The following is a 23765-nucleotide window of genomic DNA, read 5'->3' as shown; positions in this document are numbered from 1 at the left end:
CCCTCCTACCACCCGGGCGGTACGGCGTGCCTCCCGGCGAACTACCGCTGAGCTGGGAAACTCGTGCTTCGTCAACCGTTGACCGTGCAGGTAACGCGGTGTTAACTGTTAACAGTTTCCAGGAGGTTAAGGGTGTTGAACGTGAGGCCCATCCGGGTGGAGTCGCTCGGCGAGAAGCTCGCCAGCGAGCTGCGTCGCCGCATCATCGTCGGCGACGTCCCGGCCGACACCCGGCTCGTCGAGGAGGAGTTGGCCGATTCGTTCCGGGTCAGCCGGGGCCCGGTCCGGGACGCCATCAAGATCCTCCGCGCGGAGGGGCTGGTCACCGGGACCGGCCGTAACGTGGTGACGCGCTCGCTGAGCAGGGCGGACATCGACGAGCTGATGGCTCTTCGGGAGTCCTTCGAACTGCTCGCCGTCGAGCGGGCCATCGACAGCAACCGGGACGACCTCACCGGCCGGTTGGCCGCCGCCCTGCTCGAGATGGACGCGGCGGCTGCCGCCCGGGACGCCACCGCGTTCACCACCGCCGACATCCGTTTCCACAGTTCCTTCTTCGAGGCCGCCGGCCTGACCCGGCTCGACGTCCTCTGGAACCAGTTCCGGCCCACCATCGAGGGCCTGCTGCACGCGTCCGGCAAGCGCATGGACGACCTCGCCCCGTCGGCGAGGGAGCACCACGACCTCGCGGCGCTCATCGCCGCCGGCAGGGTCGCCGACGTCAAGAACGAACTGCACCGACACCTGCGGAAGACCCGCACGCGGCTCCAGGCCGCGGTTTCCCCACCCCCGTCCCAGAGGAAATCAGACCTATGAAGTCACGGATGGTCCGGATCGCCAGCCTGGCGGTCGTCGGCACACTCGCGCTCGGCGCGTGCGCCAACCGCGGCGGCTCCGAGGAGTCGTCGTCGGAGAACTACCCCGAGAAGAGCCTGACCATGGTGGTCCACGCGGGTGCGGGCGGCGGTTCCGACCTCACCGCCCGTACCCTCGCCAAGGAGCTGGAGGCCGACCTCGGCCAGTCCATCGTCGTGGAGAACCGCACCGGCGGCGGTGGCCGGGTCGGTCTCACCTACCTCAAGGAGCGCCCGGCCGACGGGTACGCGATCGGTTTCATCCCGGTCGAGGTGGCGATGCTGGGCCACCAGGGCGCGGACATCAAGCCCGAGCAGTACACGATCCTCGGTCAGGTGATGAACGCCCCGGCGACGCTGTCGGTGCCGGCGAACAGCCCGTACCGGACGCTCGACCAGTTCCTCGCCGCCGCCAAGGCCAAGCCGGAGAGCATCACCGTCGCCAACTCCGGCGCGGGCGCGATCTGGGAGGCCGCCACCCTCGCCCTCGGCGAGGCGGCCGGCGCGACCTTCAAGCCCGTCCCGTACGACGGCGGTGCCCCGGCGGTCGCGGCCGGTGTCTCCGGCGAGGTCCAGGCGGTCATGGCCGGTGTCAGCGAGTCCGCCACCGCCGCCAGGGACGGCCGGCTGCGGGTCCTCGCGGTGCTCGCCCCCGAGCGGGTCACCTCGCTGCCCGACGTGCCGACCGCCAAGGAACTCGGCCAGGACGTCGTCATCGGCGGTTGGGGCCTGATCGGCGCCCCGGCCGGCCTGCCCGCCGACGTCAAGGAGAAGCTCGCCGCCGCCGTGCAGAAGGCCGCCTCCTCGACGACCTTCAAGGACGTCATGACCAAGGCCGGCAACACCCCGATGGCCACGTCGCCCGACGAGGCCACCACCTTCGCCCGGTCCGAGTACGACCGATTCGGTGAGATCTACTAGTCATGACCGCCGACCAACCGGCCCCCGTCGCGGGTGACCGCAGCGCTGCCTCGCCGTTGCGCGAGGCAGCGCTGGGCGGGATCTTCCTGCTGCTGGGGGCCGTCCTCCTCGTCCTGGCCCGCTCGATCGAGCTGCCGCAGCGGGCCCTGGCGGTCAGTCCGCGGATCTGGCCCGAGGTACTGGCCTACGGGATCATGGGCCTGTCGGTCATCCAGATCGTCAGCAGTTTCGTCCGTGCCCCCCGCGCGGACGAGGACCCGCCGGAGCCGGTCACCCGGATCGGGATCCTCCGGGTCGCCGGCTTCATCCTGGCCACCCTCGCCTTCGGCGTCCTCTGGTACTACGTCCACTTCCTGGTCTCCGCGATGATCTTCGTCGCGGCGCTGACCTGGATCGCGGGCGGCCGGGGAATCAAGGATCTCGTCCTCTTCCCGGCCGGCATCACGGTGGTGCTCTACGCCCTGTTCGCGCTCCTGTTGAAGGTGCCGGTATGAACGCAGTGGCCGAGGGCTTCGGTGCCCTCTTCACCCTCGAGATCGCATTCTGTGTCCTGATCGGCGCGGCCATCGGCATGCTCGTCGGCGCGTTCCCCGGGATCAGCGCCACCATGGCGGTCGCCCTGGCCAGCGCCTTCACGCTGACCATGGACCCGGTGCCCGGCCTGGCGGTCCTGCTGACCATCCTGGTCGCGGCGCAGTTCGGCGACCGGGTGCCGGCGATCCTGATCAACACGCCCGGCACGCCCGCCTCCATCGCGACCACCTTCGACGGGTACGCGCTGGCCCGGCAGGGCAAGGCGGGTATCGCGCTCACCGCCTCGGCGTACGCGTCGGCGATCGGCGGGTTCGTGGGCATCGCGGTGCTGGTGTTCGCGGCCGTCCCGTTGAGCAACCTGGCGGTCGAGTTCGGTTCGCCGGAGATGTTCGCCCTGGTGGTCTTCGGCCTGACCATGATGATCGAGGTGTCCGGCGGCAAGATCGTCAAGGGGCTGATCGCCGGCCTCTTCGGCCTCGCGCTGGGCGCCATCGGGCGCGACCCGCTGGACGGGTCGGACCGGTTCACCTTCGGTATCCCGCAGCTGGTCGAGGGCATTCCGTTCATCGCGGTGATCATCGGCCTCTTCGGCATCGCCGAGGTCTTCGGTCAGATGGTCGAACGTGCCCACGCCAGGGGCCGTGCGGTGGAGACGTTCGGCCGCTGGTGGCCCAACCGCGCCGAACTGCGCGGGATGATCAAGCCCGTCGCGGTCGGTTCGACCGTCGGCACGGTGGTGGGTGTGCTCCCCGCGGCCGGCGGCGACATCGGTGGCATCGTCGCCTGGAACCAGGCGAAGAAGGTCTCCCGGGAGCCGGAGCGGTTCGGCAAGGGCTCTCTGGAGGGGCTGACCGCCGCCGACTCGTCGTCCAACGCCGGGGTGGGCGGATCGGTGCTCACCACGCTCGCCCTGGGCGTGCCCGGCGACTCGGTGATGGCCGTGATGCTCGGCTCCATGATCATCTGGGGGATCCAGCCGGGTCCGATGCTCTTCGCGCAGCAGCCCGACCTGGTCTACTCAATCGCCGGCATCATGCTCTTCGCGACCGTGCTGACCCTGGGGCTCAGCCTGCTGCGCATGCGCGGTGTGGCCAAGCTGCTGGAACTGCCCGACCGGTTCCTCTGGGTGGTCATCCTGACCTTCTGCGTCGTCGGCACGTACGCGGTCAACAACAGCGTCTTCGACGTCGGCCTGATGATCCTCTTCGGTGTCGTCGGGCTGCTGTTCCGCCGCTTCGGCTTCCCGGCCGGGCCGGTGGTGCTGGGGCTGATCCTGGGCCCGCTGGCCGAGCGGAACTTCCGCCGGTCGATGGAGATCGGCGGCCTGGAGACCATCTACACCAGCCCGATCGCCGTCGGGCTCATCGTCGTCGCGATCCTGGCCGTCGCGGTGCCCCGCGTCCGGGCCCGGCTCAAGGCCCGCCGGGGGGAGCCGGCGAAGCACACCCCGGCCGACGACCGCGCCCACACCGGGGTGAACGGTTGACCCGCCGGCACTTCGTCGCACGGGACGTGCCGGGCCAGTGCCACGGCAGCACGGTCTGTGCGCTGGACGGCACCTTCGTGGTCGCCTGGTTCGAGGGCGACCACGAAGGTGCCGCGAACTCCCGGATCCGGCTGTGCGCCGGCACCGGTGACGAGTGGTCCGAGCCGGTCGTGGTCAGTGGCGACCTGGCCCCCTGCTGGAACCCGGTGCTGCACCGGCGGGTCGACGGTGACCTGCTGCTCTACTTCAAGGTCGGGACGACCATCGGCGCCTGGCGGACCTGGCTGGTCACCTCCGGTGACGGCGGGCTGACCTGGTCGACGCCGCGTCCGCTGGTCGCCGGCGGCGAGGGTGGACGCGGCCCGGTGCGCGTCCCGCCGCTCCGGCTGCCCTCCGGGCGGCTGCTCGCCGGTGCGTCCACCGAGTCGTGGGGACAGCGGCCCCGCTGGGACGCGTTCGTCGACATCAGCGACGACGACGGGCTGACCTGGCGGCGCACCCCGGACCTGTCGATCGACCACGACACGTTCCCGGGTGCCGGGGTCATCCAGCCCACACTCTGGTCGACCGGCACCGGCGAGGTGCGCCTGCTGGCCCGCAGCACCGCCGGCCGGCTGGTCGCCTCGACCAGCACCGACGACGGAGAGACCTGGTCGCCCGGCGCGCTCAGCGTGGTGCCGAACAACAACTCGGGCGTCAGCGCCTGCGCCGACGGTCGGACGGTCCACCTGGCGCACAACCCCACCACCGGCGACTGGGCCTCCCGTGCCCCGCTGGTGGTCTCGGTCTCCACCGACGACGGAGACACCTGGCGACCGTGGCTGACCCTCGAGGAGTCCACCCCCGAGTCGGCCGGCCGGGAGGGCTACCGGCCGGCCGACTCGGGGGTGCGGACCACCGGCGCGAACGAGTTCTCCTACCCCTGCCTCATCCGCACCCCCGAGGGGCTCGCGGTCACCTACACCTGGCAGCGGCGCGGCATCGTGCTCGCCCTGCTCCACCCCTGATCCCCGGAGCCGACCCATGACGGCGTACCCCGCCAGCAAACTGATCAGCGCCCTGCCCACCCTCTTCGACGTCCACGGCGAGGTCGACCTCGGTGCCAGCAAGGCCGCGTACGCGCACCTGGCCGAGACGCCCCTGGACGGGGTCTTCGTCGCCGGCACCACCGGCGAGTTCACCACCCTGACCGACGACGAGCGGCTCGCCGTCTGCGCCGTGGCCGCCGACGTCTTCGGTCCGGAACGGACGTACTGGCACGTGGGCGCGGCCTCGGCGTACCAGGCCGTCCGGCTCACCACGACCGCCGTCGACCGGGGCGCCCGCCAGTTGGCGGTGCTGACCCCGTACTACTACCCGGCGACCGAGCCGGCGCTGGTCGCGTACTACGAGGCCGTGGTCGCGGCAGCGGCCGGGGTGCCCGTCTACGGGTACCTCTTCGCGGCCCGGACCACCGTGCCGGTGTCCCCGGCGCTGCTGGCCCGGCTCACCGCGACCGGGCTCGCCGGGGTGAAGATCAGCGGCGAGAGCACCGCCCTGATCGGCGAACACGTCGCCGCGCTCGCCGGCACCGGCCTGCCGGTCTACTCCGGCGCGGACGCCGAGTTCGCCGAGGTCGTCGCGGTCGGCGGAGCCGGGGTGGTCTCCGGGGTCAGCTCGGCCCTGCCGAGGCCCTTCCTGGAGGTCCGCGACGCGCTGCGCCGGGGCGACGCCGACGCGCTCGCCGTGGCCCGCGAGCGCGCCCACCGGGCCGTCGCCGCCACCCGCCAGGGCAACCTCGCCCACCTGAAGGCGGTGCTCGAACTGCGCGGGGTGCCCGCCAGCGGGCTGCGCGCGCCACTCGACCCGATCGCACCGGAGGACCGCCGCGCCCTCGAAGCCGACGTCGCCGACCTTCTCTGACCGACCGACAACGACCCCACCCGACGACCACCCGCCCCGTTCGTCCCGTCCACCCGCGTCCCGGGAGTCCGCCATGAGCAGCACCTACACGTTCCCCGTCCTGGCCGAGCAGGCCCGCGCCGAAGACGGCGTCGTCCACACCGTCGCCAGCGGCGACCTGCGGCTGAGCGCGAACCAGACCTGCTGGCCGGTGCAGGAGGCGTTCGAGGCCGACCTGGAGCGGGCGGTCACCGCGCTGGGCCGGCGGGTCCACCGGGCCCACCCGGTCGACGCCGAGCAGGGGCACGGCTTCATCGCCAGCCAGCGGCAGGGCATCGAGGTCTTCAAGACCATCCCACCGGACGCCCCGGTGATCCTCGCCGAGGCGGTCTGGCAGTACAGCCACCACGTGCTCGCCGGGTTGCGCACCCACCGGGGGCCGATCCTGGTGGTCGCCAACTGGAGTGGCCGGTTCCCCGGCCTGGTCGGGCTGCTCGGCCTGACCGCCAGCCTGACCAAGGCCGGCGTCGCGCACTCCATCCTGTGGAGCGAGGACTTCACCGACGACTGGGCCCGCGCCGGGCTGCGCACCTGGCTGGAGACCGGCACGCTCACCCACGACCAGAGCCACGTCCGCGACCTGCCGGCCCTGCCGGAGACCGAGGAGGTGGCGCTCGGCCGGGCCCTGGCCGCCCAGCTGCAGCGGGAGAAGGCGATCATCGGCGTCTTCGACGAGGGCTGCATGGGCATGTACAACGCCATCATCGACGACGAACTGCTCAACCCGCTCGGCATCTACAAGGAGCGGCTGTCGCAGAGCGCGCTGGTCGCCGAGATGAACCGGGTGTCCGAGGCCGAGGCGCAGGCCGTCCGGGACTGGCTCGACGCCGCCGGGATGACCTTCCACACCGGCACCGACGAGGCCACCGAACTGACCGACGCCCAGCTGCTCAGCCAGTTCCGGATGTACGTCGCGGCGCTGCGCATCGCCGACGACTTCGGCCTCGACGCGGTGGGCATCCAGTACCAGCAGGGCCTGAAGGACACCGTCCCGGCCAGCGACCTGGCCGAGGGACTGCTCAACAACGCCGAGCGCCCGCCGGTACGCAGCCGCGACGGCGCCCGGGAACTCTACGCCGGACAGCCGCTGCCGCACTTCAACGAGGTCGACGAGGGCGTCGCGGTCGACTCCCTGGTGACCAACCGGATCTGGACGGCGATGGGCTTCGACCCGGCCACCACGCTGCACGACATCCGGTGGGGCGAGGAGTACGACGGCCGCTTCGTCTGGGTCATGGAGATCTCCGGCTCGGTCCCGGCCTCGCACCACGGCGGCTACGACAGGAGCTGGAGCATGCGGCAGCCGTCGATGTACTTCCCGCTCGGCGGCGGCACGCTCAGCGGGGTCTCCAAGCCCGGCGAGATCGTCTGGTCCCGGGTGTTCATCATGGACGGCGTCCTCCACGTCGACCTCGGTCGCGGCACCGCCGTCGAACTGCCCGAGGAGGAGACGCGGCGGCGGTTGGACGCCACCACCCCGGAGTGGCCGATCATGCACGCCGTCCTGCACGGCGTCGACCGGGACCAGCTCATGGCCCGGCACAAGGCCAACCACCTCAACGTCGCGTACACCCCCGACGCCGACACGGCCGACAAGGCCCTGCACGCCAAGGCGGCCATGTTCGCGTCCCTCGGCGTGGTGGTCCACCTCTGCGGGGACGTGCGGATCTGATGGGCCCGTTCCTGCTCGGCATCGACCTGGGCACCGGCAGCAGCAAGGGTGTCCTCACCGACCCGGCGGGGCGGGTGGTGGCCACCGCCGTCCGCCCCCGGCCCCGGTCGATGTCCATGCCCCGGCCCGGCTGGGCCGAGGTCGACGCGGAGGGCGTCTGGTGGGGCGACGTGGTCGCCATCGCCCGGGAGTTGGTCGACGCCGCCGGGGGCACTGAGATCGCCGGGGTCTGCGTCAGCGGTGTCGGCCCCTGCCTGGTGCTCTGCGACGCCGACGACGTGCCGGTCCGCCCGGCCATCCTCTACGGCGTCGACATGCGGGCCACCGCCGAGATCGACGAGTTGACCGCACGGTACGGCGCGGACGCGGTGCTCGACCGGTGTGCCACCCCGATCACCACCCAGGCGGTCGGCCCGAAGGCGCTCTGGGTGCGCCACCGGGAGCCGGAGGTCTGGGCGCGTGCCGCCCGCTGGTACAACTCCAGCTCCTACGTGGTCCGGCGGCTCACCGGCGAGTACGTCCTCGACCACCACACCGCCAGCCAGTCGGTGCCGTTGTACGACATCGAGGCCCGCCGGTGGCACCAGCCCTGGTACGACGACATCATGGGTGAGCTGCCCGCACCCCGGCTGACCTGGTCGGCCGAGGTGGTCGGCACGGTCACGCCGACGGCGGCCGAGGCGACCGGGCTGCCGGTGGGCACCCCGGTCTGCGCCGGCACGGTGGACGCCTGGGCCGAGGCGGTCAGCGTCGGGGTACGCCACCCCGGCGACCTGATGCTCATGTACGGCTCGACGATGTTCTTCGTCCAGATCCTGCGCGGCCTGGCCCGGCACCCGCAACTGTGGAACACCGCCGGGGTGGACGCGGACGCGTACTGCCTCGCGGCCGGCATGGCCACCTCGGGCAGCCTGACCGGCTGGCTCCGGGAACTCGTCGGCGACGTGCCCTACGAGACCCTGGTGGCGGAGGCGGCACGGGTGCCGGCCGGTGCCGACGGGCTGTTGCTGCTGCCGTACTTCGCGGGGGAGCGGACGCCGATCTTCGACCCGCACGCCCGGGGCGTGGTGGCCGGGCTGACCCTGCGGCACGGGCGCGGGCACCTGTTCCGGGCGGTGTACGAGGGCATCGCCTTCGGCATCCGGCAGATCCTGGACCTGCTCGACACCGGGGCGAACCCGGTGCGCCGGCTGGTCGCCGTGGGCGGCGGGACCCAGGGTGGGCTCTGGACCCGAGTCGTCAGCGACGTCACCGGTCGGGTGCAGGAGGTGCCGAAGGTGACCATCGGGGCCAGCTACGGCGACGCCCTCATGGCGGGTGTCGGGGTGGGCCTCGTGCCGGCGGGGACGGACTGGACGACGCCCGGGGTCACGGTGGAGCCGGATCCGACGGTGCGGGACACCTACGACCTCCTCTTCGGGCAGTACACGTCGCTCTACCGGGACACCCGGGAGCAGGTGCACGCCCTGGCCCGACTCCAGTCCGACGGGGACCCCCTGGGACGGTGACCCCCCCCGCACCGGGCCACACGGGGGGTCCGGTGCGGGACCGAGGCGACGATCGAATCGACGCCTCTCGTTGACAGGCCGGTGAACCAGGCGTTACGTTCCCGTCGGTAGGAAAGCGATTTCCCGGGCGGGTCGGCCCGGTCGCCGGGGCCGACACCATCCCCTGACGGACCCGGTCGGGGCGGCCCCGTCCCGACCGCGCACGATCCGCTGCCCGTACGTCGGAACGGGCGAGCCGCGACCGGTGCCCGGTCTCCACGACCGGGCACCGGTTCGCCGTCTCACTCGAAGCGTGTCGGGTCCCCGGCGCCCCGGCGGACGATCTCGGCCGTGCCCTGCGAGAAGTCGATGACCGTGGTGGGCTCGGTGCCGCACTCGCCGGAGTCCACCACCGCGTCGACGACGTGGTCGAGCGCCTCCTTGATCGACCAGCCCTGGGTCATCGGCTCGGTCTCGCCGGGCAGCAGCAGCGTGCTGGAGACCAGCGGCTCGCCCAACTCGGTGAGCAGTGCCTGCGCCACGGTGTGCCGGGGGATGCGCACGCCCACGGTCTTCCGCTTCGGGTGCAGCAACCGACGCGGAACCTCCCGGGTCGCCGGCAGGATGAACGTGTAGCTGCCGGGTGTCGCCGCCTTGATCGACCGGAACAGCGCGTTGCTGATCTGCACGAACTGGCCGAGCTGGGCGAAGTCCCGGCAGACCAGGGTGAAGTGGTGGTCGTCGTCCAGGTGGCGGATCTGGCGGATCCGGTCGATGCCGGCCTTGTTGCCGAGTTGGCAGCCGAGAGCGAAGCACGAGTCGGTCGGATAGGCGATCAGCCCGCCGTCGCGGACGATCCCGACCACCTGGCCGATGCTACGGGGTTGCGGATTGTCCGGGTGCACGTCGAAGTACCTCGCCATGCGCCGGAGCATAGAAGCGCACGTCGCCGTCCCGCCAACCAGCCTCGCGACGACGGGCCGCCGGGGCACCCGTGCGGTGCCGCCGACGGCCGGGACCGACCGGCCGCCGGAAAAAAGAGAGCGGAGGGCGGTGAAGAAACCGGCCCCGGGCGGGCTCTACCTGATGACCGGCGCGGCAGTGCCGGTCCGTGGAGAGCGAGGGTGCCGATGGAGAGAACGACGGTCGTCCTGGAGGTGGCCGCCGGCGCGGTGGGGTTGGCGCTGGGCGTGGCCAGGCTGGTGACGGAGACGGTGGACTGGTGGTCGGCCCGCCGCCGGGGCGCCGCTGTCGAGGAGGCGACATTCCGGTGCGGGGCGGTCGGCGATGCTGGGAGGGGCGGCTCCGGTGGGGAGCGGACCGGTACGTGGGAGGACGACGGTGCATGAGTACACCGACTTCGACGACTTCGTCGTCCGGACCCGGTCGGCGATGCTCGCCCGGGCGGTCATGTACTGCGGTCGCCGGCCGGACGCCGAGGACGCGGTGCAGGAGGCCTACCTGGCGGCGTACCTGCACTGGTCGGAGCTGCGCGAGCCACGGGCCTGGGTGGAGACGACGGTGAGGCGGCGGTTCGCCCGGGAGGCCGGACGCTGGTGGTCGCGGTGGCGGCGCACGGAGCTGGAGGTGCCGGTGTCCCCCTCGTCCAGGCCCGACGAGGAGGCTGCCGCCGTGGCCGTGCTGCGCAGCATCGGGCTGCTGCCGCCCCGGCAGCGTCAGGTCCTGATCATGGTCTGCCTGCAGGGCATGACGTACCGCCAGGTCGCCGACGAGGTGGGGATCAGCGTCGGCGCGGTCGGGGCCAACCTCGCCAAGGCCCGGGAGCGGCTGGCAGTCCTGCTCGGTCTCACCTCCGACCCGCACCCGGTGGGCGATCCGCTGGTCGCCGGGGTGCTCACCCGGCCCGGCGGCATGCCGGGACACGGCGACGACGCGCTGGCGGCGGCGTTGCGCCGGACCGAGGCGTGGCTGGTCCGTGGCTTCGACGCCGACCCGGCCCCGATGCGCCGGCTGCGCGCGGCGCTGCGTCGGCAGGAGCACCCGTGATCGCCTCGCTGCGCGCGCTGCTCGCGCTGACCCTGCTGGTCGGCGTCTATCTGTTCACCGGTCTGCTGGTGCTGCTCTGGACCGGGTTCGCGGTCGCCGGAGTCTGGCTGCTCGGCAGCCGGGAGGCCAACCCGCAGTTCAACACGACACCGTTGCTGCTGGCCGCGGCGACCTCCGTCCCGCTGGCGCTGACCGTGCGGGAACTGGTCCGGGCGAGCCGCCCGGCCGGCCCCCGGCCCGACTCCGTGCTGCTCACCCGGACCGACGGGGCCGCGTTGTGGGAGCTGGTGGAGACGTTGGCGGAACAGGTCGGCACCGCCCCGCCGCGGGAGATCCGGCTCACCGGCGAGGCCAACGCGGCGGTGACCGACGACGCCTGGCCGCTGTCCCCGACCGGCCGCCGCCGGCTCTACGTCGGGGTGCCGCTCCTGGTCGGTCTGCGCCCGGACGAGCTGCGGGCGGTCCTCGCCCACGAACTCGGCCACTACGCGCGCCAGCACGCCCGGTTCACCGAACCCGCCCACCGTGCGCACGTCGGGATGGCCATGGCCCGGCAGCGCATCCGGGAGGCGATGGTCGTCAACCATCTGGTGCGCCTCTACGCCGGGCTTCTCCTGCTCACCGTCGCCGGCTGCGCGGCGCTGACCTACCGGCTGGTGCGACCGGTCCGACGGCGACAGGAACTGGAGGCCGACCGGATCGCCGCCGAGGTCGCCGGCACCGCCGCGCTGGCGGACGGGCTGCGGTCCGTGCCGGCGGTCGCCGCCGCGTGGGCCCGGTTCGAGGAGGACCTCGTCGAGCCGGTACGCCGCGCGACCGGCACGGTCCCCGACGCCGCGTACCGGGCGTTCGCGCACCTGCTGGCGGACCCGGAGTACCAACCGGAACTGGCGGCCCTGCGTCGGGCCGCCGAGCGGCTCCCGGCGGACGGGTTCCACCCCGCCCTGCGGTGTCGCCTCGACCGGCTGGGCGGGCTCCCCGACGACCCCCGGCTGCCACCCGCGCCGGAGGTCACCGCCGCGCTCGCGCCCGGCCCGCTGCGCCGGGCGACGACATACCCGGGGCGGAAACGGCCATGGCGGACGTGGCTCGACACGCTCGCCACCCACCGGGCCGGCGAGGCTGCGGACGCGGTGGTCCGGGTGCTGCACCCCGACCCGGAGCGGCCAACCGTGGCGGAGGTGCTCCACCGGGTCGGCTCCGGCCGGGCCGACCGGATCGCCCGGACCCTCGACCCCGATCCGCAGCTGGGCCGACAGCAGCTCATCGAGGGCGTGTCCGCGCTGGTGGGGCTCTGTCTGATGCGCGCGGGCCGGGTCGGGGTGACGGCGCGCTGGACGGGTTGGGGCCGGTTCACCGGTCCGGCCGTCCGCCACGACGACATCACGGCCTGGGTCACGGCGGCCCTCGACGACCCGGACGGGGTGGTCCGACTGCTGGCGCGGCTGACCGCGCTCGGAGCCGATCCCGAGGACAGCGTGGGCGACACGCCGGTCGCCACCGTCCGGGTGCTGACCATCGCGCCCGAACTGAACGAGGACGTCCGACGCCGCCACCGCGACATCGCCAACGTGTCGCTGGCCGTGTTGGTGTGTCTGGCCGTCCTGGGGTTCGCCCGCTGGCTCGGCGACGAGCCGGAGCCACCGTACCGGCCGGGGATCGTCCCCACCCGACTGTCGGATCCGCTGGACCAACGTCCCCTGCCGGGCCTCGACACGCTGCCGGGGTATCCGCTCCGGCCCACGGGTGGCGGGCTCGTGCCGGCCTGGACACCGCCGCCGCTACCGGACCTGGTGCCCCGTCCCGCCACGGGTGGGTGACCCGGAGGCCCGACCCCGCTCGGGGCGCCGCACCCGCCCCGAGCGGGGTACGACGCCCCGGCGCGGCTCAGACCCGGGTGACCCGGATGGCGTCGGCGATGACCAGCCCGCTGGCGGTCGTCCACCGGCTGACGCCGACGCGGTTCGCGTCGCCGGCCGCCAGGTTGAACGTGCCAAGGGTGCGCCACGTGCCACCGGTGCGCTGGTCGACGACGACCGTCTTGTTGCCGGTCGTCGTCGAGACGATGTACGGCGTGGCGCTGTTGTAGCCGGAGACGCCCGGCCACCAGGCGTCCACCCGGTAGTTCGCGGTCGCCGGGATGTTCACCTTGTACCAGGCGACGTCGCTGGCCAGGACGGGGTTGGCGTACCGGTAGTCGGCACCGTACCGCTGGCCGGAGTACGTCGAGACGCCCCAGTTGGCGCTCGCGGTGAACCGGCCGGCGGTGGTGTTGTCGACGATGGTGCTCCACGTGCCACCGCCCGCCATCTTGGCGGCCACGTCGGAGCGCATGACGTTCAGGTCGATGAAGGACGGGTCGATCTTGCCGCTCGTGCTCGTCTCCCGGTGTCCCCGGGCATAGCTGGAGTCCTTGCCCAGCCGGGTGAGGACCGCGGCGGTCGCGGCGATCGAGGCGTTGTACTGCGCCGCCGTCATCTCCTGGCTCACGCCGTTGTAGTCGATCTCCCAGCCGATCAGCATGGTGTTGCCGTCCCCGGCGGGGATCGGCCCGCTGGCCCGGGCGGTGCCCGCGTGGTTGCAGCGGCCGGCCGAGATGACGTGGAAGACGCCGTGGTAGTCGACCAGCGCCTGGCAGAGCGGGCCGGGCAGGTCGGAGCGGCCGTTGATGCAGACGTTGAGCGCGGGGTGCGGGTTGGTGGCGCTGGAGGTGGCCGCGGTGTGGTGCCAGAGCACGCCGATCGGGTTGAAGTCGCCCGGTCGCATCCGGTTCAGCCAGTCGCCCTCGACGACCACCTGCACGCCGGCGGCGCGCAGCACGTCGACGAGCCAGGGAATGGTGGCCATCAGGCCTCCTCGAGGAGATCGGCCAGGCACTCCACCCGCTTGGTGCGGGTGGTGGCCGGCGCGGCGCTCGCCGGGGCGGGCAGGGCGGCGGCAGCGGACGCGGCGACCACGAGGGCCGGGATGCCGAGCAAACCTCGGCGCCGCAGTCGGATGGATCGTGAGGTGGCCACGGCGCTCCTTGGGAACGAGAGGTCCAGGGGTGGGTAACCGGTCGACGACCAGGTTGATCGGCACGCTATAACCTCATGACCATCTATGTCGATAGTCTTCGCGACTGTTTATCTACGTGAAACTCTCCGACGATCACCGGGCGGCCCGGCGGGGGCGTGCCGACTCGATCCGTTGCGTGCACCGTCCGCCGACCGGGCGTGTCCGTCCGGAGGGTCAGACGGAGCGGGATTCCGCCGGATCGACCCGGTACGCCCGGTTCCTGCGTCGCCGACCTGGCGACCGGTGACATCCTCCTGGTCCGCCCCGGTGGCGGTTGCGCCGCGCCCGGCCGGGATGACGGCCGGCAGGCGACGGCGTGACGGTCCATGACGAACCGGCCACCGGCCCTGAACCGGGGTTTCGACCGTCCGGAGCAGCGGGGATGGGTACGTTGACGACAGCCCCGGAAGGGAAGGTGCCCCGTGGAAGTGACCGGCTTCTTCACCGCCATCATCATCGGCCTGATCATCGGTGCGCTCGGCCGGCTGGTCGTGCCGGGCAAGCAGCGCATCCCGATCTGGCTCACCCTGCTCATCGGTGTGGTCGCCGCCGTCCTCGGCACGCTCGTCGCCGGGGCCCTCGGGGTCGACGACACCCGGGGGATCGACTGGATCGAACTCGCCATCCAGGTCGCCTTCGCCGCGATCGGTGTCGCCGTCGTCGCCGGCGCCTACGGCCGACGCCGGTACTGACCGGGTCCGCCGCCGCCCGTCAGCCGGGCGGCGGCGGGGGGCCCGTGCTGCCGCGCACGGTCAGCCGGGGCTCCAACAGGGTGGCGTCCGGCACCGGCTCGCCGGTGAGCTTGCGCATCAGCAGCGACACCGCCTCCCGGCCGGTCTCCTCCGCCGGCACCGGTACCGAGGTCAGCGCCGGGCTGGCCCGCTCGGCGAACTGGTCCGGGCAGACCGCCACCACCGAGACGTCCTCCGGCACCCGCCGGCCCAGGGCCGGCAGCGTGGCCAGGACCGGCCCGACCGCGGCCTCGTTCTGCACCACCAGCCCGGTCAGGTCGGGCGCGCGGGTCAGCAGGTCGACCAGCTCGTCCCGGACGGCGGCCACCTCCTCGGGGCAGGGGCGGCTCTCGGCCGCGACGCCGAGTCGGGCCGCGGCGGTGGTGAACCCGGCCCGGGTCCGGTGCGCGAACCCGGTGCCCCGCTCGTAGACCGCCGTCGGTGCGCCGAGCAGCGCGACCCGGCGGTGCCCGAGCGCGGCCAGATGCTCGACACAGACCTGTCCGGCCCGGTGGAAGTCGAGGTCCACGCAGGTCAGATCGGTCGGGTCGGCCGGAAACCCGATCAGCACGCTGGGTCGGGCCAGCTCCCGCAGCACCGGCACCCGGGTGTCGTGCATCTCGACGTCCATCAGCACGATCCCGTCGACCATCGCGCTGGCCGCGATCCGTTGCAGCCCGGCGGCCCCCTCGTCGGCGGTGAGCAGCAGCACGTCGTGGTCGTGGCGCCGGGCGGTGGTCACCACCGAGGTGGCGTACTGCATCAGCACCGGCACCTGCGCGCCGGTGCGCAGCGGCAGGACCAGCGCGATGACGTTGGCCCGGCGGCTGGCCAACGCGCGCGCCCCGGCGTTCGGGTGGTAGTCGAGCAGGCGGATGCTGGCCAGCACGCGGTTGCGGGTGGCCGCCGAGATGGCCCGCTTGCCGCTGAGCACGTACGACACGGTGCTGACCGCGACCCCGGCGTGCCGGGCCACGTCGGCGATCGTGACCAGGTCGGCCGACTTCACCGGGCGGGACGGGGAGCCGGCGGTGCGGTCACCGGGTGGCGCCGACATCGAGGGGTTCCCGCTCGGGCAGTCGCTCGGCCGCCCCACCGGCCACGGCCAGCACGCCGACCAGCCGGATGTCCCGCGACGAGCGCCCCACCAGGACGCTGTGCCGGGCGTCCTCCACCACCGGCCGCCCCTGGGACTCGTCCCAGTACGCCAGGTCGGCGACCCGCAGCCGCAGCGCCACGACCCGCCGTTCGCCGGGAGCGAGGGTGACCCGGGCGAAGTCGCGCAGTTGGCGCAGTGGCTGCTTGACCCGGGAGCGGCGCTGGCGGGTGTAGAGCTGCACCACCTCCTCGCCGGGGCGGTCGCCGCCGTTGGTCACCGTCACGCTCACCACGACCTCCTTGTCGGCGGTCACCGACGCCGCGCTCAACTGCAGGTCAGCGTAGTCGAACCGGGTGTAGCCGAGCCCGTGGCCGAACGGGTAGAGCGGGTCGCCCCGGTGGTAGAGGTAGGTGGCGTCCGCCTCGATCACGTCGTAGTCGAACAGGTCGGGCAGCTCGGCGGCGTCCCGGTACCAGGTCTGCGGCAGCCGGCCCCCCGGTTCGGCGTCGCCGGCCAGCACCGAGGCCAGCGCCGCGCCGTACTCCTGCCCGCCGTGCGCGGACCAGAGCACCGCCGGCAGGTGCGCGTCGGCCCAACCGACCGCGTACGGGTAGCTGCTGCTCAGCACCAGCACGGTACGGGGGTTCGCGGCGTGCACCGCCTCCAGCAGCCGCTGCTGCCCGGTGGGCAGGGCCAGGTCGGCGCGGTCCTCGGTCTCGCGTCCGTTGACCATCGGGTGGTTGCCCAGCACCACCACGGCCACGTCGGCGGCGGCGGCGCGGGCGGCGGCCGCGCCCACCCCGTCGACGACCAGTTCGACCCGGAACGCGGTGGCCGTGGTGGCGTCGACGGCGTCGGCCCGCAGCAGCCCGTCCGGACCGACGGTGACGTACCGGTCGGTGGCGACGTGGTGTAGCAGCACGGTGCCGGCCGGGCCGGGCCGGCAGCGGAAGGTCTCCCGGACCACCCACTCACCCGGTCCGGGCCGGTCGTTGACGAGCAGCCCCTCCTCGTCGGCGCGGACGTGCCGGCCGTTGGCGACCGCGCGCAGCGCCAGCAGGTCCGCGCCCCAGTCGAAGACGTCCAGGTGGGTCTCGTCGGTGGCGTCGGTGGCGTCGGCGGCCAGCACCGCGCCGCCCGGCGTGCCGGCGCAGCGGACGTACCGGTCACCGACCCGCAGCGCGATCCGGTCCACGCCCTCGTGGGTGGTCACGTCGGCGTACCGCTCGGTCAGCCCGCCGTACGCGGTGACCGCGTACGGCAGCGTCCCGCTGTACCAGTCCTCGTACAGGGTGTCGGCCAGCGGACCGAGCACCGCCACCCGCAGCCCCGGGTCGGGGGCCAGCGGCAGGAGCCCGTCGTTGCGCAGCAGCACGATCGACTGCCGGGCGGCCTCCCGGGCCAGCGTCCGGTGCGGGGGGCAGTTGACCACGCCCGGCGACACCTCGGCGTACGGGTCACCACCCGGTGGGTCCAGTTCGCCGAGGCGGGCCCGGACGGTGAGGACGCGCCGCACCGCGGTGTCCACGTCGGCCTCGGTGACCAGCTCTCGGCGCAGCGCCTCGGTGAGCCGGCCGACGGTCGGCGCGCTGTCCTCGCCGTCCTCGGTGAAGCTGTCGATCCCGGCGCGCAGCGCGGCGGCGAACCCGCGCACGTGGTCGGGCAGGTGGCCCTGCACGCCGGCGATGTTGGTGACCGCCCCGGCGTCGCCGACCACCATGACCCCGCCGGGCGCGTACCGGCGTAGCTCGTCGGCGATCAGTGGGCTCAGGTGCGCCGGCACCCCGTTGACCAGGTTGTACGACGCCATCACGGCGACCGCCGCGTCGGCGGCGAGGGGGGCCCGGAAGGCGGGCAGCTCGTACTCGTGCAGCACCCGGGGCGGCAGGTCGCTGGAGGTGGTGGCCCGGTCGGTCTCGTTGTTGTAGCCGAGGAAGTGCTTCAGGGTGGGTGCGGTGCGCAGCCGCCACGGGTGGTCACCGCGTAGTCCACGCGCGTACGCGGTGGCCAGGTGCCCGGTCAGCCAGGGGTCCTCGGCGAAGCCCTCCTCGTTACGTCCCCAGCGCGGGTCGCGCAGCGGGTTGACCACCGGCGCCCAGACGTTCAGTCCGACCCGCTCCGGGTCGACGTGGTGCAGGGCGCGGACCTCCTCGCCGACGGCGGTGCCGACCGCGCGGAGCAGCTCCGGGTTCCAGCTGCTGCCGAGCCCGACCGCCTGGGGGAAGACGGTGGCCGGTCCGAGCCACGCCACCCCGTGCAGCGCCTCGGTGCCGGTCCGGAACGAGCGCAGGCCGAGCCGGGGCACCGCGGCCTGGTGCTGGTGCAGCAGCCCGATCTTCTCGGTCAGGGTGAGCTGGCCCAGGAGCTGGTCGACGCGGTCGCCCAAGGCGTTCCCGGATCCGGGATCGGTGCTGTTCGTCATGGCGGTCCGTTACCTTTCCTGGCCTGCCTCGGCCCGCTCCGGCCGATCGTCGAAGCGCTTCGACGATCGGCCGGGTCAGGGCGTGCGGGATCGGGATGAAGAGGTGGCCGTCGGCCCGGTCAGCGCGAAGCGCTTCGACGGCATGCGCACGTGAACCGCCCCGGTTGCCCACGTGTTACGGGGCGGTTGTCTGAGGCTTGCACCAGCGCCGTCCTCCGGTCAAGAGGTGGATGGGATCGCTTCCACGCGATTCACCCTCGACGGCGACCCGCAGTGTGCGGCACGGGTCGGCTGCGGGCGGCCGACCGCACCGGTCAGCCGACGGCGGCGACCGCGGGGGTGGGCAGCCGGCCGGCCTCGACGGTCGCCAGAGCGGCGGTCGCGCCGCCGAGCGCCGCCGCCGCGGCGCCGAGGCTGGAGGCGTCCAGCCGGCACCCGCCGGCGTCGGGGGCGAGGGTCCGCCGGGTCAGCTCCGCCCGGGCCGCCGGCAGCAGCCAGGGTGCCAGCGCCGCGAAGTGCCCGCCGACCAGGACGGCCTCCGGGTTGAGCAGGTCGGCCAGGACGGCCACCCCGTGGCCCAGCTGTCGGCCGATCTCGGCCAGGCCGGCAAGGGTGGACCGGTCCTCGGCGCGGGCGAGGGCCCGGATCCGTTCGATCTCGGGGGCGAAGTCGACGACCGCGCCGTCGCTCTCGGCGTCGGGCAGCAGCCGGCGGACCACCGCCGGGAGTCCGACCAGCGCCTCCAGGCAGCCCCGCCGGCCGCACCGGCACGCCGGGCCGGCCGGGTCCAGCGGCAGGTGCCCGACCTGGCCGGCGAAGCCCCGCCCGCCGCGCAGCAGCCGCCCCTCGACCAGGACGCCGGCACCGATGCCGGCGCCGCCGGTGAGGTGGACGAGGTTGGCGGTCCCGGCCCGGTCCCCGTGTCGCTGCTCGGCCAGGACGGCGAGGTTGGCCTCGTTCTCCACGGCCACCGGGAAGCCCGGATCGCGCAACGCGGCCCGCAGTTCGGCGGCGACCGGTGCGTCCCGCCAGTTCAGGGTGGCGGCCAGCGGCACGGTGCCGGTGGTGTCGACCAGCCCCGGTACGCCGAGGGTGAGCCCCAGCACCGTCCGACCCCCGGCGGTGACCCGCCCGACGGCCCGGCGGGCCAGCTTCGCCACGGCGGTGACCGTCTCGGTGGGGGAGGCGTCCAACGCGCCGAAGGCGCGCCGCCAGGTGAGCAGCCGGTTCCCGCCCAGGTCGACCGCGACCACCACCAGCTCGTCGGCGTCGACCTGCATGCCCAACGCCGCGTACGGCTCGCCGTCGAGGACCAGCATGGTCGCCGGGCGGCCGACCCGGTTCTCGGTCAGCCCGGTCTCGCGCAGCAGCCGGCGCTCGATCAGCTCGGTCACCAGGCTGGAGACGGTGGCCTTGTTCAGCCCGGTGTGGGCCGCGATGTCCGCCCGGGAGCAGGGGGAGTGGGTGCGGACGTAGCGCAGCACCACGGCCCGGTTGGTGGCCCGGACGTCGCTCAGGTCGGTCGGCTGCGGCCCGGTCTGCATCGTGATCAACGTTCTCCGCTCCCTGCGCCGACGACGCCCCGACCGGTGCTGTCGTGGGCGGTGATCGCGTCCTCATCATGCCGCACCGACCCGGGCGACTCTGACCGGTGCGCCCCCTCGGTCCGGTGGCGGTCCGCCGGACCCGCTCCCTTGTGGGAGCGGTGGCAGTCGTTTAGTTTGTTCGGCTAGAAGACTAACTAATCCTAACCGGGCCGGGCCGCTTTGCAACCGTGTTCGACAGGTGTCCGGCCGGTTTCGCCATGAAGGGAGTGCGCCGTGCAGCCGTCCCTGCCGGACGTATCCACCGATCGTCGGACCCTGCTCCGCCTGGCCGGTGTCGGCGCCGCCGCGACTGTGGCCGGCGGAACCCTGGCCGGGTGCAGCAAGGAGGCGGGCAGCCAGGGCAGCGCCACCAAGGCCGACGCCATCCGCGCCGTACTGCCCACCCACAAACCCGCCGAGCTGCTCAAGCCGGACATCCCGGGGGAGGGGCCGATCCCGGACGGCTACCTCACCTACCCGCGTGAGCTGGTCGACGCGGTCACCGAGCAGCCCGGGAAGGGCGGCGCGCCGATCGGCACCATGAGCCCGTGGTGGGGCCCCGCCCCGCCGACGCTCGGCCGCAACTCGTACCTGGCCGCGGTCAACGGCAAGCTCGGCGTCGACGTCAACCCGAGCCTCCAGGACGGCAGCACCTACGCCGACAAGCTCAACGCGATGCTCGGCGCCCGCGACGTACCGGAACTGCTCAGCGTGCCGAACTGGGAGGTCGACAAGGTTGCCCGGTTCTCCGACGCGGTCAGGGCGCTCTTCGAGGACCTCACCGACCACCTGAAGGGCGACGCCGCCGCCACCTATCCGTACCTCGCCGCCCTGCCCACCGGGGCCTGGGAGTACTCGGTCTGGGGCGGACGGCTGCACGCCGTGCCGTTCCCGACCGACGGCCCGTTCGCCTACGCCCTCTTCCACCGCAGGGACCTGGCCGTCAAGGGCGGTCTGGGCACCCCGACCAGCCCCGAGGAGCTGTACGAGTTCGGGAAGAAGGCCACCGACCCGGCCCGGGGCGTGTGGGCCTTCGGCAGCGTCTTCGAGATGGTCCAGCAGTTCTTCGGCTGCCAGCAGATCTGGCGCAAGATGGCCGACGGCGGGCTGGAGCACAAGTTCGAGACCGCCGAGTTCCGGGCCGCGCTGGAGTTCACCGCCCGGCTGTTCGCCGAGGGGCTGGTCCACCCGGACACGGTGGCCAGCAAGGGCGCCGACGAGAAGCAGCTCTTCAAGGGCGGCAGGATCCTCATGTACCAGGACGGCCTCGGGGCCTGGCAGGGCATGCAGGGCGAGCAGTCCAAGGTGCTGGCCAGCTTCGACATGCAGCCGCTGCCGGTCTTCGGCGCGAACGGCAAGCCGGCGGTGATCTGGGGCAGCGAGAAGCCGGTCTTCTTCACGTTCGTCAAGAAGGGGCTGGGGGAGGAGCGGACCAGGGAGCTGCTGCGGGTGCTGAACTGGTGCGCCGCGCCGTTCGGCAGCCGCGAGTTCGAGCTGCGCGAGTACGGCGTGGAGGGCCGGCACTTCACCCGTGGCGCCGACGGCAGCCCGGTCCCCACCGACCTGGGCCGCAAGGAGCTGGGCGCGCAGTACACCCACATCGGCGGCCGGGTGCCGGTGAAGGTGCGCAGCGGTGACACCCCCGACTACGTCCGCGACTACCTCGGCTACTACCAGAAGCACATCTCGTTGATGGAGAAGGACCTCTTCGCCGGGATCAAGCTGGAGCTGCCGGCGAACTGGTCGAAGATCATCACCCCGACCGAGGACAAGATCCGGGACATCCTCCGGGGCCGTCGGCCGCTCGGCGACCTCGACCAGGTGCGCAAGGAGTTCCTGTCCACCGGTGGCGAAGAGGGGCGCGCGTTCTTCGAGAAGGCGCTCGCCGACAACGGCCGATGAGCCGGGCGGGCACGGCCGGGGCGGTGGACGTCCCGGCCGGCACCGGCCAGGAGACCACCCCGGCCGGGCGTACGTCGACGCGGGGCCGCCGTGGCGACCGGCCCCGCCCGCGACGGAACCTGCGGGCCCGATTGCGCCGGGACTGGCCGCTGCTGGTGATGACCGCCCCGGCGGCGTGCCTGCTGCTGGTCTTCCACTACCTGCCGACGCTCGGCAACGTGATCGCCTTCCAGGACTACAACCCGTTCGTCGGCGACGACCCGGTCGAGGCGTTCCTCTACAGCGAGTGGATCGGCTTCGGCAACTTCGAGGCGCTCTTCCGTGATCCGCTGTTCTGGGACGCGGTCGGCAACACCCTCACCATCACCGCGTTCCAGCTGGTGTTCTTCTTCCCGTTGCCGGTCCTGCTGGCCATCCTGCTCAACAGCGTGGTCTCCGGCCGGGTGCGCGGGTTCGTGCAGAGCGTGGTCTACCTGCCGCACTTCTTCAGCTGGGTGCTGGTGATCACCTTCTTCGTGCAGATGCTCGGCGGGGCCGGTCTGCTGGCCCAGGAGATGCGTCAGGCCGGCCTGGCGCCGTGGAACGTGATGACCAACCCGGACACGTTCATCGTGCTGGTCACCGCCGAGGCGGTCTGGAAGGACGTCGGCTGGGGCGCGATCGTGTTCCTGGCCGCGCTCGCCGCCATCGACCCCAACCTGTACGAGGCGGCGGCGGCCGACGGTGCGGGCCGCTGGCGACGGCTGTGGCACATCACCCTGCCCGGCCTGCGCCCGGTGATCGTCCTGCTGCTCATCATGCGGTTGGGCGACGCGCTCTCGGTCGGCTTCGAGCAGTTCATCCTCCAGCGTGACGCGGTCGGCCGGGAGGCCGCCGAGGTGCTGGACACCTTCGTGTACTACCAGGCGATCGCGACCCAGCAGTGGGGCCTGGGTGCCGCCGCCGGCCTGTTCAAGGCGGTCGTCGGGCTGCTCCTCATCGTCACCGCCAACCACCTGGCACACCGGATGGGCGAACAGGGGGTGTATTCGCGATCATGACCGCACAGCTCAGTGGGGCCGGACCGGTGCCGGTGGCACCGCCGCCGGCCGACGGTCACCGGAAGCGGCGGGCCCGGTCGCCACGTCCGGTCTGGGAGGAACCGCCCTCGCCGGCCGGCCAGCTCGGCAAGGGCGTGGTGCTGACCCTGATGGTGCTCGCCGTGCTCTTTCCGTTGTGGTCGGTGGTGGTGACCAGCCTCGCCTCCCGGGAGACGATCAACGAAACCGGTGGCATGGTCGTGGTGCCGCGCGAGTTCGACCCGAGCGCCTACGTGACGATCTTCAACGGCGGGCAGATCACCCAGGCGGTCTGGATCAGCACCCTGGTCACCGTGCTCGGGACGGCGGTGAGCCTGGTGCTCACCGTGCTCGCCGCGTACGGGCTCTCCCGGCCGGGCTCGGTGGCGCACCGGGGGCTGCTGTTCTTCTTCCTGCTGACGTTCCTGATCTTCCCGGGGCTGGTTCCCAGCTACCTGGTGGTGACCGGTCTGGGCCTGAAGGACAGCATCTGGTCGCTGATCCTGCCCAGCGCGATCAGCGTGTTCAACCTGGTGGTGATCCGGGCGTTCTTCATGAACGTCCCCGGCGAACTGGTCGACAGCGCCCGGATCGACGGCGCGGGCGAGTTCCGGATCCTCTGGCAGATCATGCTGCCGCTGTCGAAGGCGGTCGTCGCGGTGGTCGGCCTCTTCTACGCCGTCGGGTACTGGAACGCGTACTTCAACTCGGTGCTCTACATCGACGACAACGACAGGTTCCCGATCCAGCGGGTGTTGCAGACCTACATCCTGGGTGGCCAGTCCCCGGCGGTCTCCGGGGCGTCGGTCAACCTCCCCGGGGTGACCGCGTACCCGCCGACGCTGGCGGTCAAGATGGCGGTGGTGGTGGTGACCGTCCTTCCCGCCGTGATCATCTATCCGTTCGTCCAGCGGCACTTCACCAAGGGCGTGATCACCGGCGCGGTCAAGGGCTGACCGGTGCCGGCGTGCGCCGGCACCGGAGCCCGGCCGCCCGGTGGTCCCCGGC

General features: G+C 72.8%; 22 protein-coding genes. 16 read left to right on the top strand and 6 right to left on the bottom strand.

From position 1 onward, the window contains the following. Positions 1–132 precede the first annotated feature (132 nt). The 8 genes from IGA62_RS28465 (at position 133) to IGA62_RS28430 (ending at position 8916) form a co-directional block, all read left to right on the top strand. Entirely contained in the window at positions 133–816 is a 684-nt protein-coding gene (locus IGA62_RS28465; RefSeq protein ID WP_145817666.1) for a GntR family transcriptional regulator, read from the top strand. Next, positions 813–1775 (top strand): tripartite tricarboxylate transporter substrate binding protein, encoded by a 963-nt coding sequence (locus IGA62_RS28460; protein ID WP_145817668.1) that lies wholly within the window; start codon positions 813–815, stop codon positions 1773–1775. Before IGA62_RS28465 ends, IGA62_RS28460 begins: the two co-directional genes overlap by 4 nt. A 2-nt stretch (positions 1776–1777) precedes the next feature. Further along, the gene (locus tag IGA62_RS28455) at positions 1778–2269 is read left to right on the top strand and encodes a tripartite tricarboxylate transporter TctB family protein (protein WP_145817669.1); all 492 of its coding nucleotides are present in this window, start codon (positions 1778–1780) and stop codon (positions 2267–2269) included. Continuing rightward, positions 2266–3795, top strand: coding sequence for a tripartite tricarboxylate transporter permease (locus IGA62_RS28450; protein ID WP_145817671.1), 1530 nt, complete (start codon positions 2266–2268; stop codon positions 3793–3795). Before IGA62_RS28455 ends, IGA62_RS28450 begins: the two co-directional genes overlap by 4 nt. Then, complete coding sequence (locus tag IGA62_RS28445) at positions 3792–4802, top strand: sialidase family protein (RefSeq protein ID WP_145817673.1); 1011 nt, start codon at positions 3792–3794, stop codon at positions 4800–4802. Before IGA62_RS28450 ends, IGA62_RS28445 begins: the two co-directional genes overlap by 4 nt. A 16-nt stretch (positions 4803–4818) precedes the next feature. Next, a complete protein-coding gene (locus IGA62_RS28440) occupies positions 4819–5697 on the top strand; it encodes a dihydrodipicolinate synthase family protein (RefSeq protein ID WP_145817675.1) in 879 nt (292 codons plus the stop codon). A gap of 73 nt (positions 5698–5770) precedes the next feature. Then, positions 5771–7408 carry a fucose isomerase gene (locus IGA62_RS28435; protein ID WP_145817677.1) on the top strand — a complete coding sequence of 546 codons (1638 nt, stop codon included), beginning with the start codon at positions 5771–5773 and terminating at the stop codon, positions 7406–7408. Further along, positions 7408–8916 (top strand): FGGY-family carbohydrate kinase, encoded by a 1509-nt coding sequence (locus IGA62_RS28430; protein ID WP_145817679.1) that lies wholly within the window; start codon positions 7408–7410, stop codon positions 8914–8916. Before IGA62_RS28435 ends, IGA62_RS28430 begins: the two co-directional genes overlap by 1 nt. A gap of 281 nt (positions 8917–9197) precedes the next feature. On the opposite strand, the gene IGA62_RS28425 is transcribed toward IGA62_RS28430, so the two are convergent. Then, a complete protein-coding gene (locus IGA62_RS28425) occupies positions 9198–9818 on the bottom strand; it encodes an L-threonylcarbamoyladenylate synthase (protein WP_145817681.1) in 621 nt (206 codons plus the stop codon). Between the two features lie 207 nt (positions 9819–10025). On the opposite strand from IGA62_RS28425, the gene IGA62_RS28420 reads away from it, so the two are divergent. From IGA62_RS28420 to IGA62_RS30695, 3 genes are read left to right on the top strand one after another with little or no spacing between them, the layout of a single operon-like run. Then, complete coding sequence (locus IGA62_RS28420; RefSeq protein WP_145817683.1) at positions 10026–10244, top strand: hypothetical protein; 219 nt, start codon at positions 10026–10028, stop codon at positions 10242–10244. Beyond that, the gene (locus tag IGA62_RS28415; RefSeq protein WP_186499827.1) at positions 10237–10902 is read left to right on the top strand and encodes a sigma-70 family RNA polymerase sigma factor; all 666 of its coding nucleotides are present in this window, start codon (positions 10237–10239) and stop codon (positions 10900–10902) included. The genes IGA62_RS28420 and IGA62_RS28415 overlap by 8 nt, the downstream gene beginning before the upstream one ends. Continuing rightward, entirely contained in the window at positions 10899–12722 is a 1824-nt protein-coding gene (locus tag IGA62_RS30695; RefSeq protein ID WP_186499828.1) for a M48 family metallopeptidase, read from the top strand. Before IGA62_RS28415 ends, IGA62_RS30695 begins: the two co-directional genes overlap by 4 nt. A gap of 67 nt (positions 12723–12789) precedes the next feature. Here the strand turns inward: IGA62_RS30695 and IGA62_RS28405 are convergent, their stop codons facing one another. Next, positions 12790–13749: a golvesin C-terminal-like domain-containing protein gene (locus tag IGA62_RS28405; protein WP_091461389.1), complete on the bottom strand. Its 960-nt coding sequence runs from the start codon at positions 13747–13749 to the stop codon at positions 12790–12792. Next, entirely contained in the window at positions 13749–13919 is a 171-nt protein-coding gene (locus IGA62_RS28400; RefSeq protein WP_186499829.1) for a hypothetical protein, read from the bottom strand. The genes IGA62_RS28405 and IGA62_RS28400 overlap by 1 nt, the downstream gene beginning before the upstream one ends. Positions 13920–14381: 462 nt before the next feature. Here IGA62_RS28400 and IGA62_RS28395 point away from each other — a divergent pair, with 462 nt between their 5' ends. Continuing rightward, entirely contained in the window at positions 14382–14651 is a 270-nt protein-coding gene (locus IGA62_RS28395) for a GlsB/YeaQ/YmgE family stress response membrane protein (protein ID WP_091461393.1), read from the top strand. 19 nt (positions 14652–14670) lie between these two features. On the opposite strand, the gene IGA62_RS28390 is transcribed toward IGA62_RS28395, so the two are convergent. Together IGA62_RS28390 and IGA62_RS28385 are read right to left on the bottom strand one after the other, a co-directional pair. Then, positions 14671–15684 (bottom strand): LacI family DNA-binding transcriptional regulator, encoded by a 1014-nt coding sequence (locus tag IGA62_RS28390; RefSeq protein ID WP_377465716.1) that lies wholly within the window; start codon positions 15682–15684, stop codon positions 14671–14673. Positions 15685–15727: 43 nt separating this feature from the next. Further along, positions 15728–18211, bottom strand: coding sequence for a glycoside hydrolase family 3 C-terminal domain-containing protein (locus IGA62_RS28385; RefSeq protein WP_145817692.1), 2484 nt, complete (start codon positions 18209–18211; stop codon positions 15728–15730). On the opposite strand from IGA62_RS28385, the gene IGA62_RS28380 reads away from it, so the two are divergent. Next, positions 18198–18365 (top strand): hypothetical protein, encoded by a 168-nt coding sequence (locus IGA62_RS28380; protein WP_186499830.1) that lies wholly within the window; start codon positions 18198–18200, stop codon positions 18363–18365. The genes IGA62_RS28385 and IGA62_RS28380 overlap by 14 nt on opposite strands. Positions 18366–18525: 160 nt before the next feature. Here the strand turns inward: IGA62_RS28380 and IGA62_RS28375 are convergent, their stop codons facing one another. Beyond that, positions 18526–19755, bottom strand: a complete 1230-nt coding sequence (locus tag IGA62_RS28375) for an ROK family transcriptional regulator (protein WP_145821949.1) — start codon at positions 19753–19755, stop codon at positions 18526–18528. Between the two features lie 276 nt (positions 19756–20031). Here IGA62_RS28375 and IGA62_RS28370 point away from each other — a divergent pair, with 276 nt between their 5' ends. From IGA62_RS28370 to IGA62_RS28360, 3 genes are read left to right on the top strand one after another with little or no spacing between them, the layout of a single operon-like run. Beyond that, positions 20032–21699: an extracellular solute-binding protein gene (locus IGA62_RS28370; RefSeq protein ID WP_145817694.1), complete on the top strand. Its 1668-nt coding sequence runs from the start codon at positions 20032–20034 to the stop codon at positions 21697–21699. Then, the gene (locus tag IGA62_RS28365) at positions 21696–22739 is read left to right on the top strand and encodes an ABC transporter permease (RefSeq protein ID WP_145817696.1); all 1044 of its coding nucleotides are present in this window, start codon (positions 21696–21698) and stop codon (positions 22737–22739) included. The genes IGA62_RS28370 and IGA62_RS28365 overlap by 4 nt, the downstream gene beginning before the upstream one ends. After that, positions 22736–23713 carry a carbohydrate ABC transporter permease gene (locus IGA62_RS28360; protein ID WP_145817698.1) on the top strand — a complete coding sequence of 326 codons (978 nt, stop codon included), beginning with the start codon at positions 22736–22738 and terminating at the stop codon, positions 23711–23713. The genes IGA62_RS28365 and IGA62_RS28360 overlap by 4 nt, the downstream gene beginning before the upstream one ends. Positions 23714–23765: the final 52 nt, after the last annotated feature.

Source organism: Micromonospora sagamiensis (genome assembly GCF_014680085.1).
GTDB classification, from domain to species: Bacteria; Actinomycetota; Actinomycetes; order Mycobacteriales; family Micromonosporaceae; genus Micromonospora; species Micromonospora inyonensis.
This window is presented reverse-complemented; position numbering and strand designations above follow the sequence as displayed.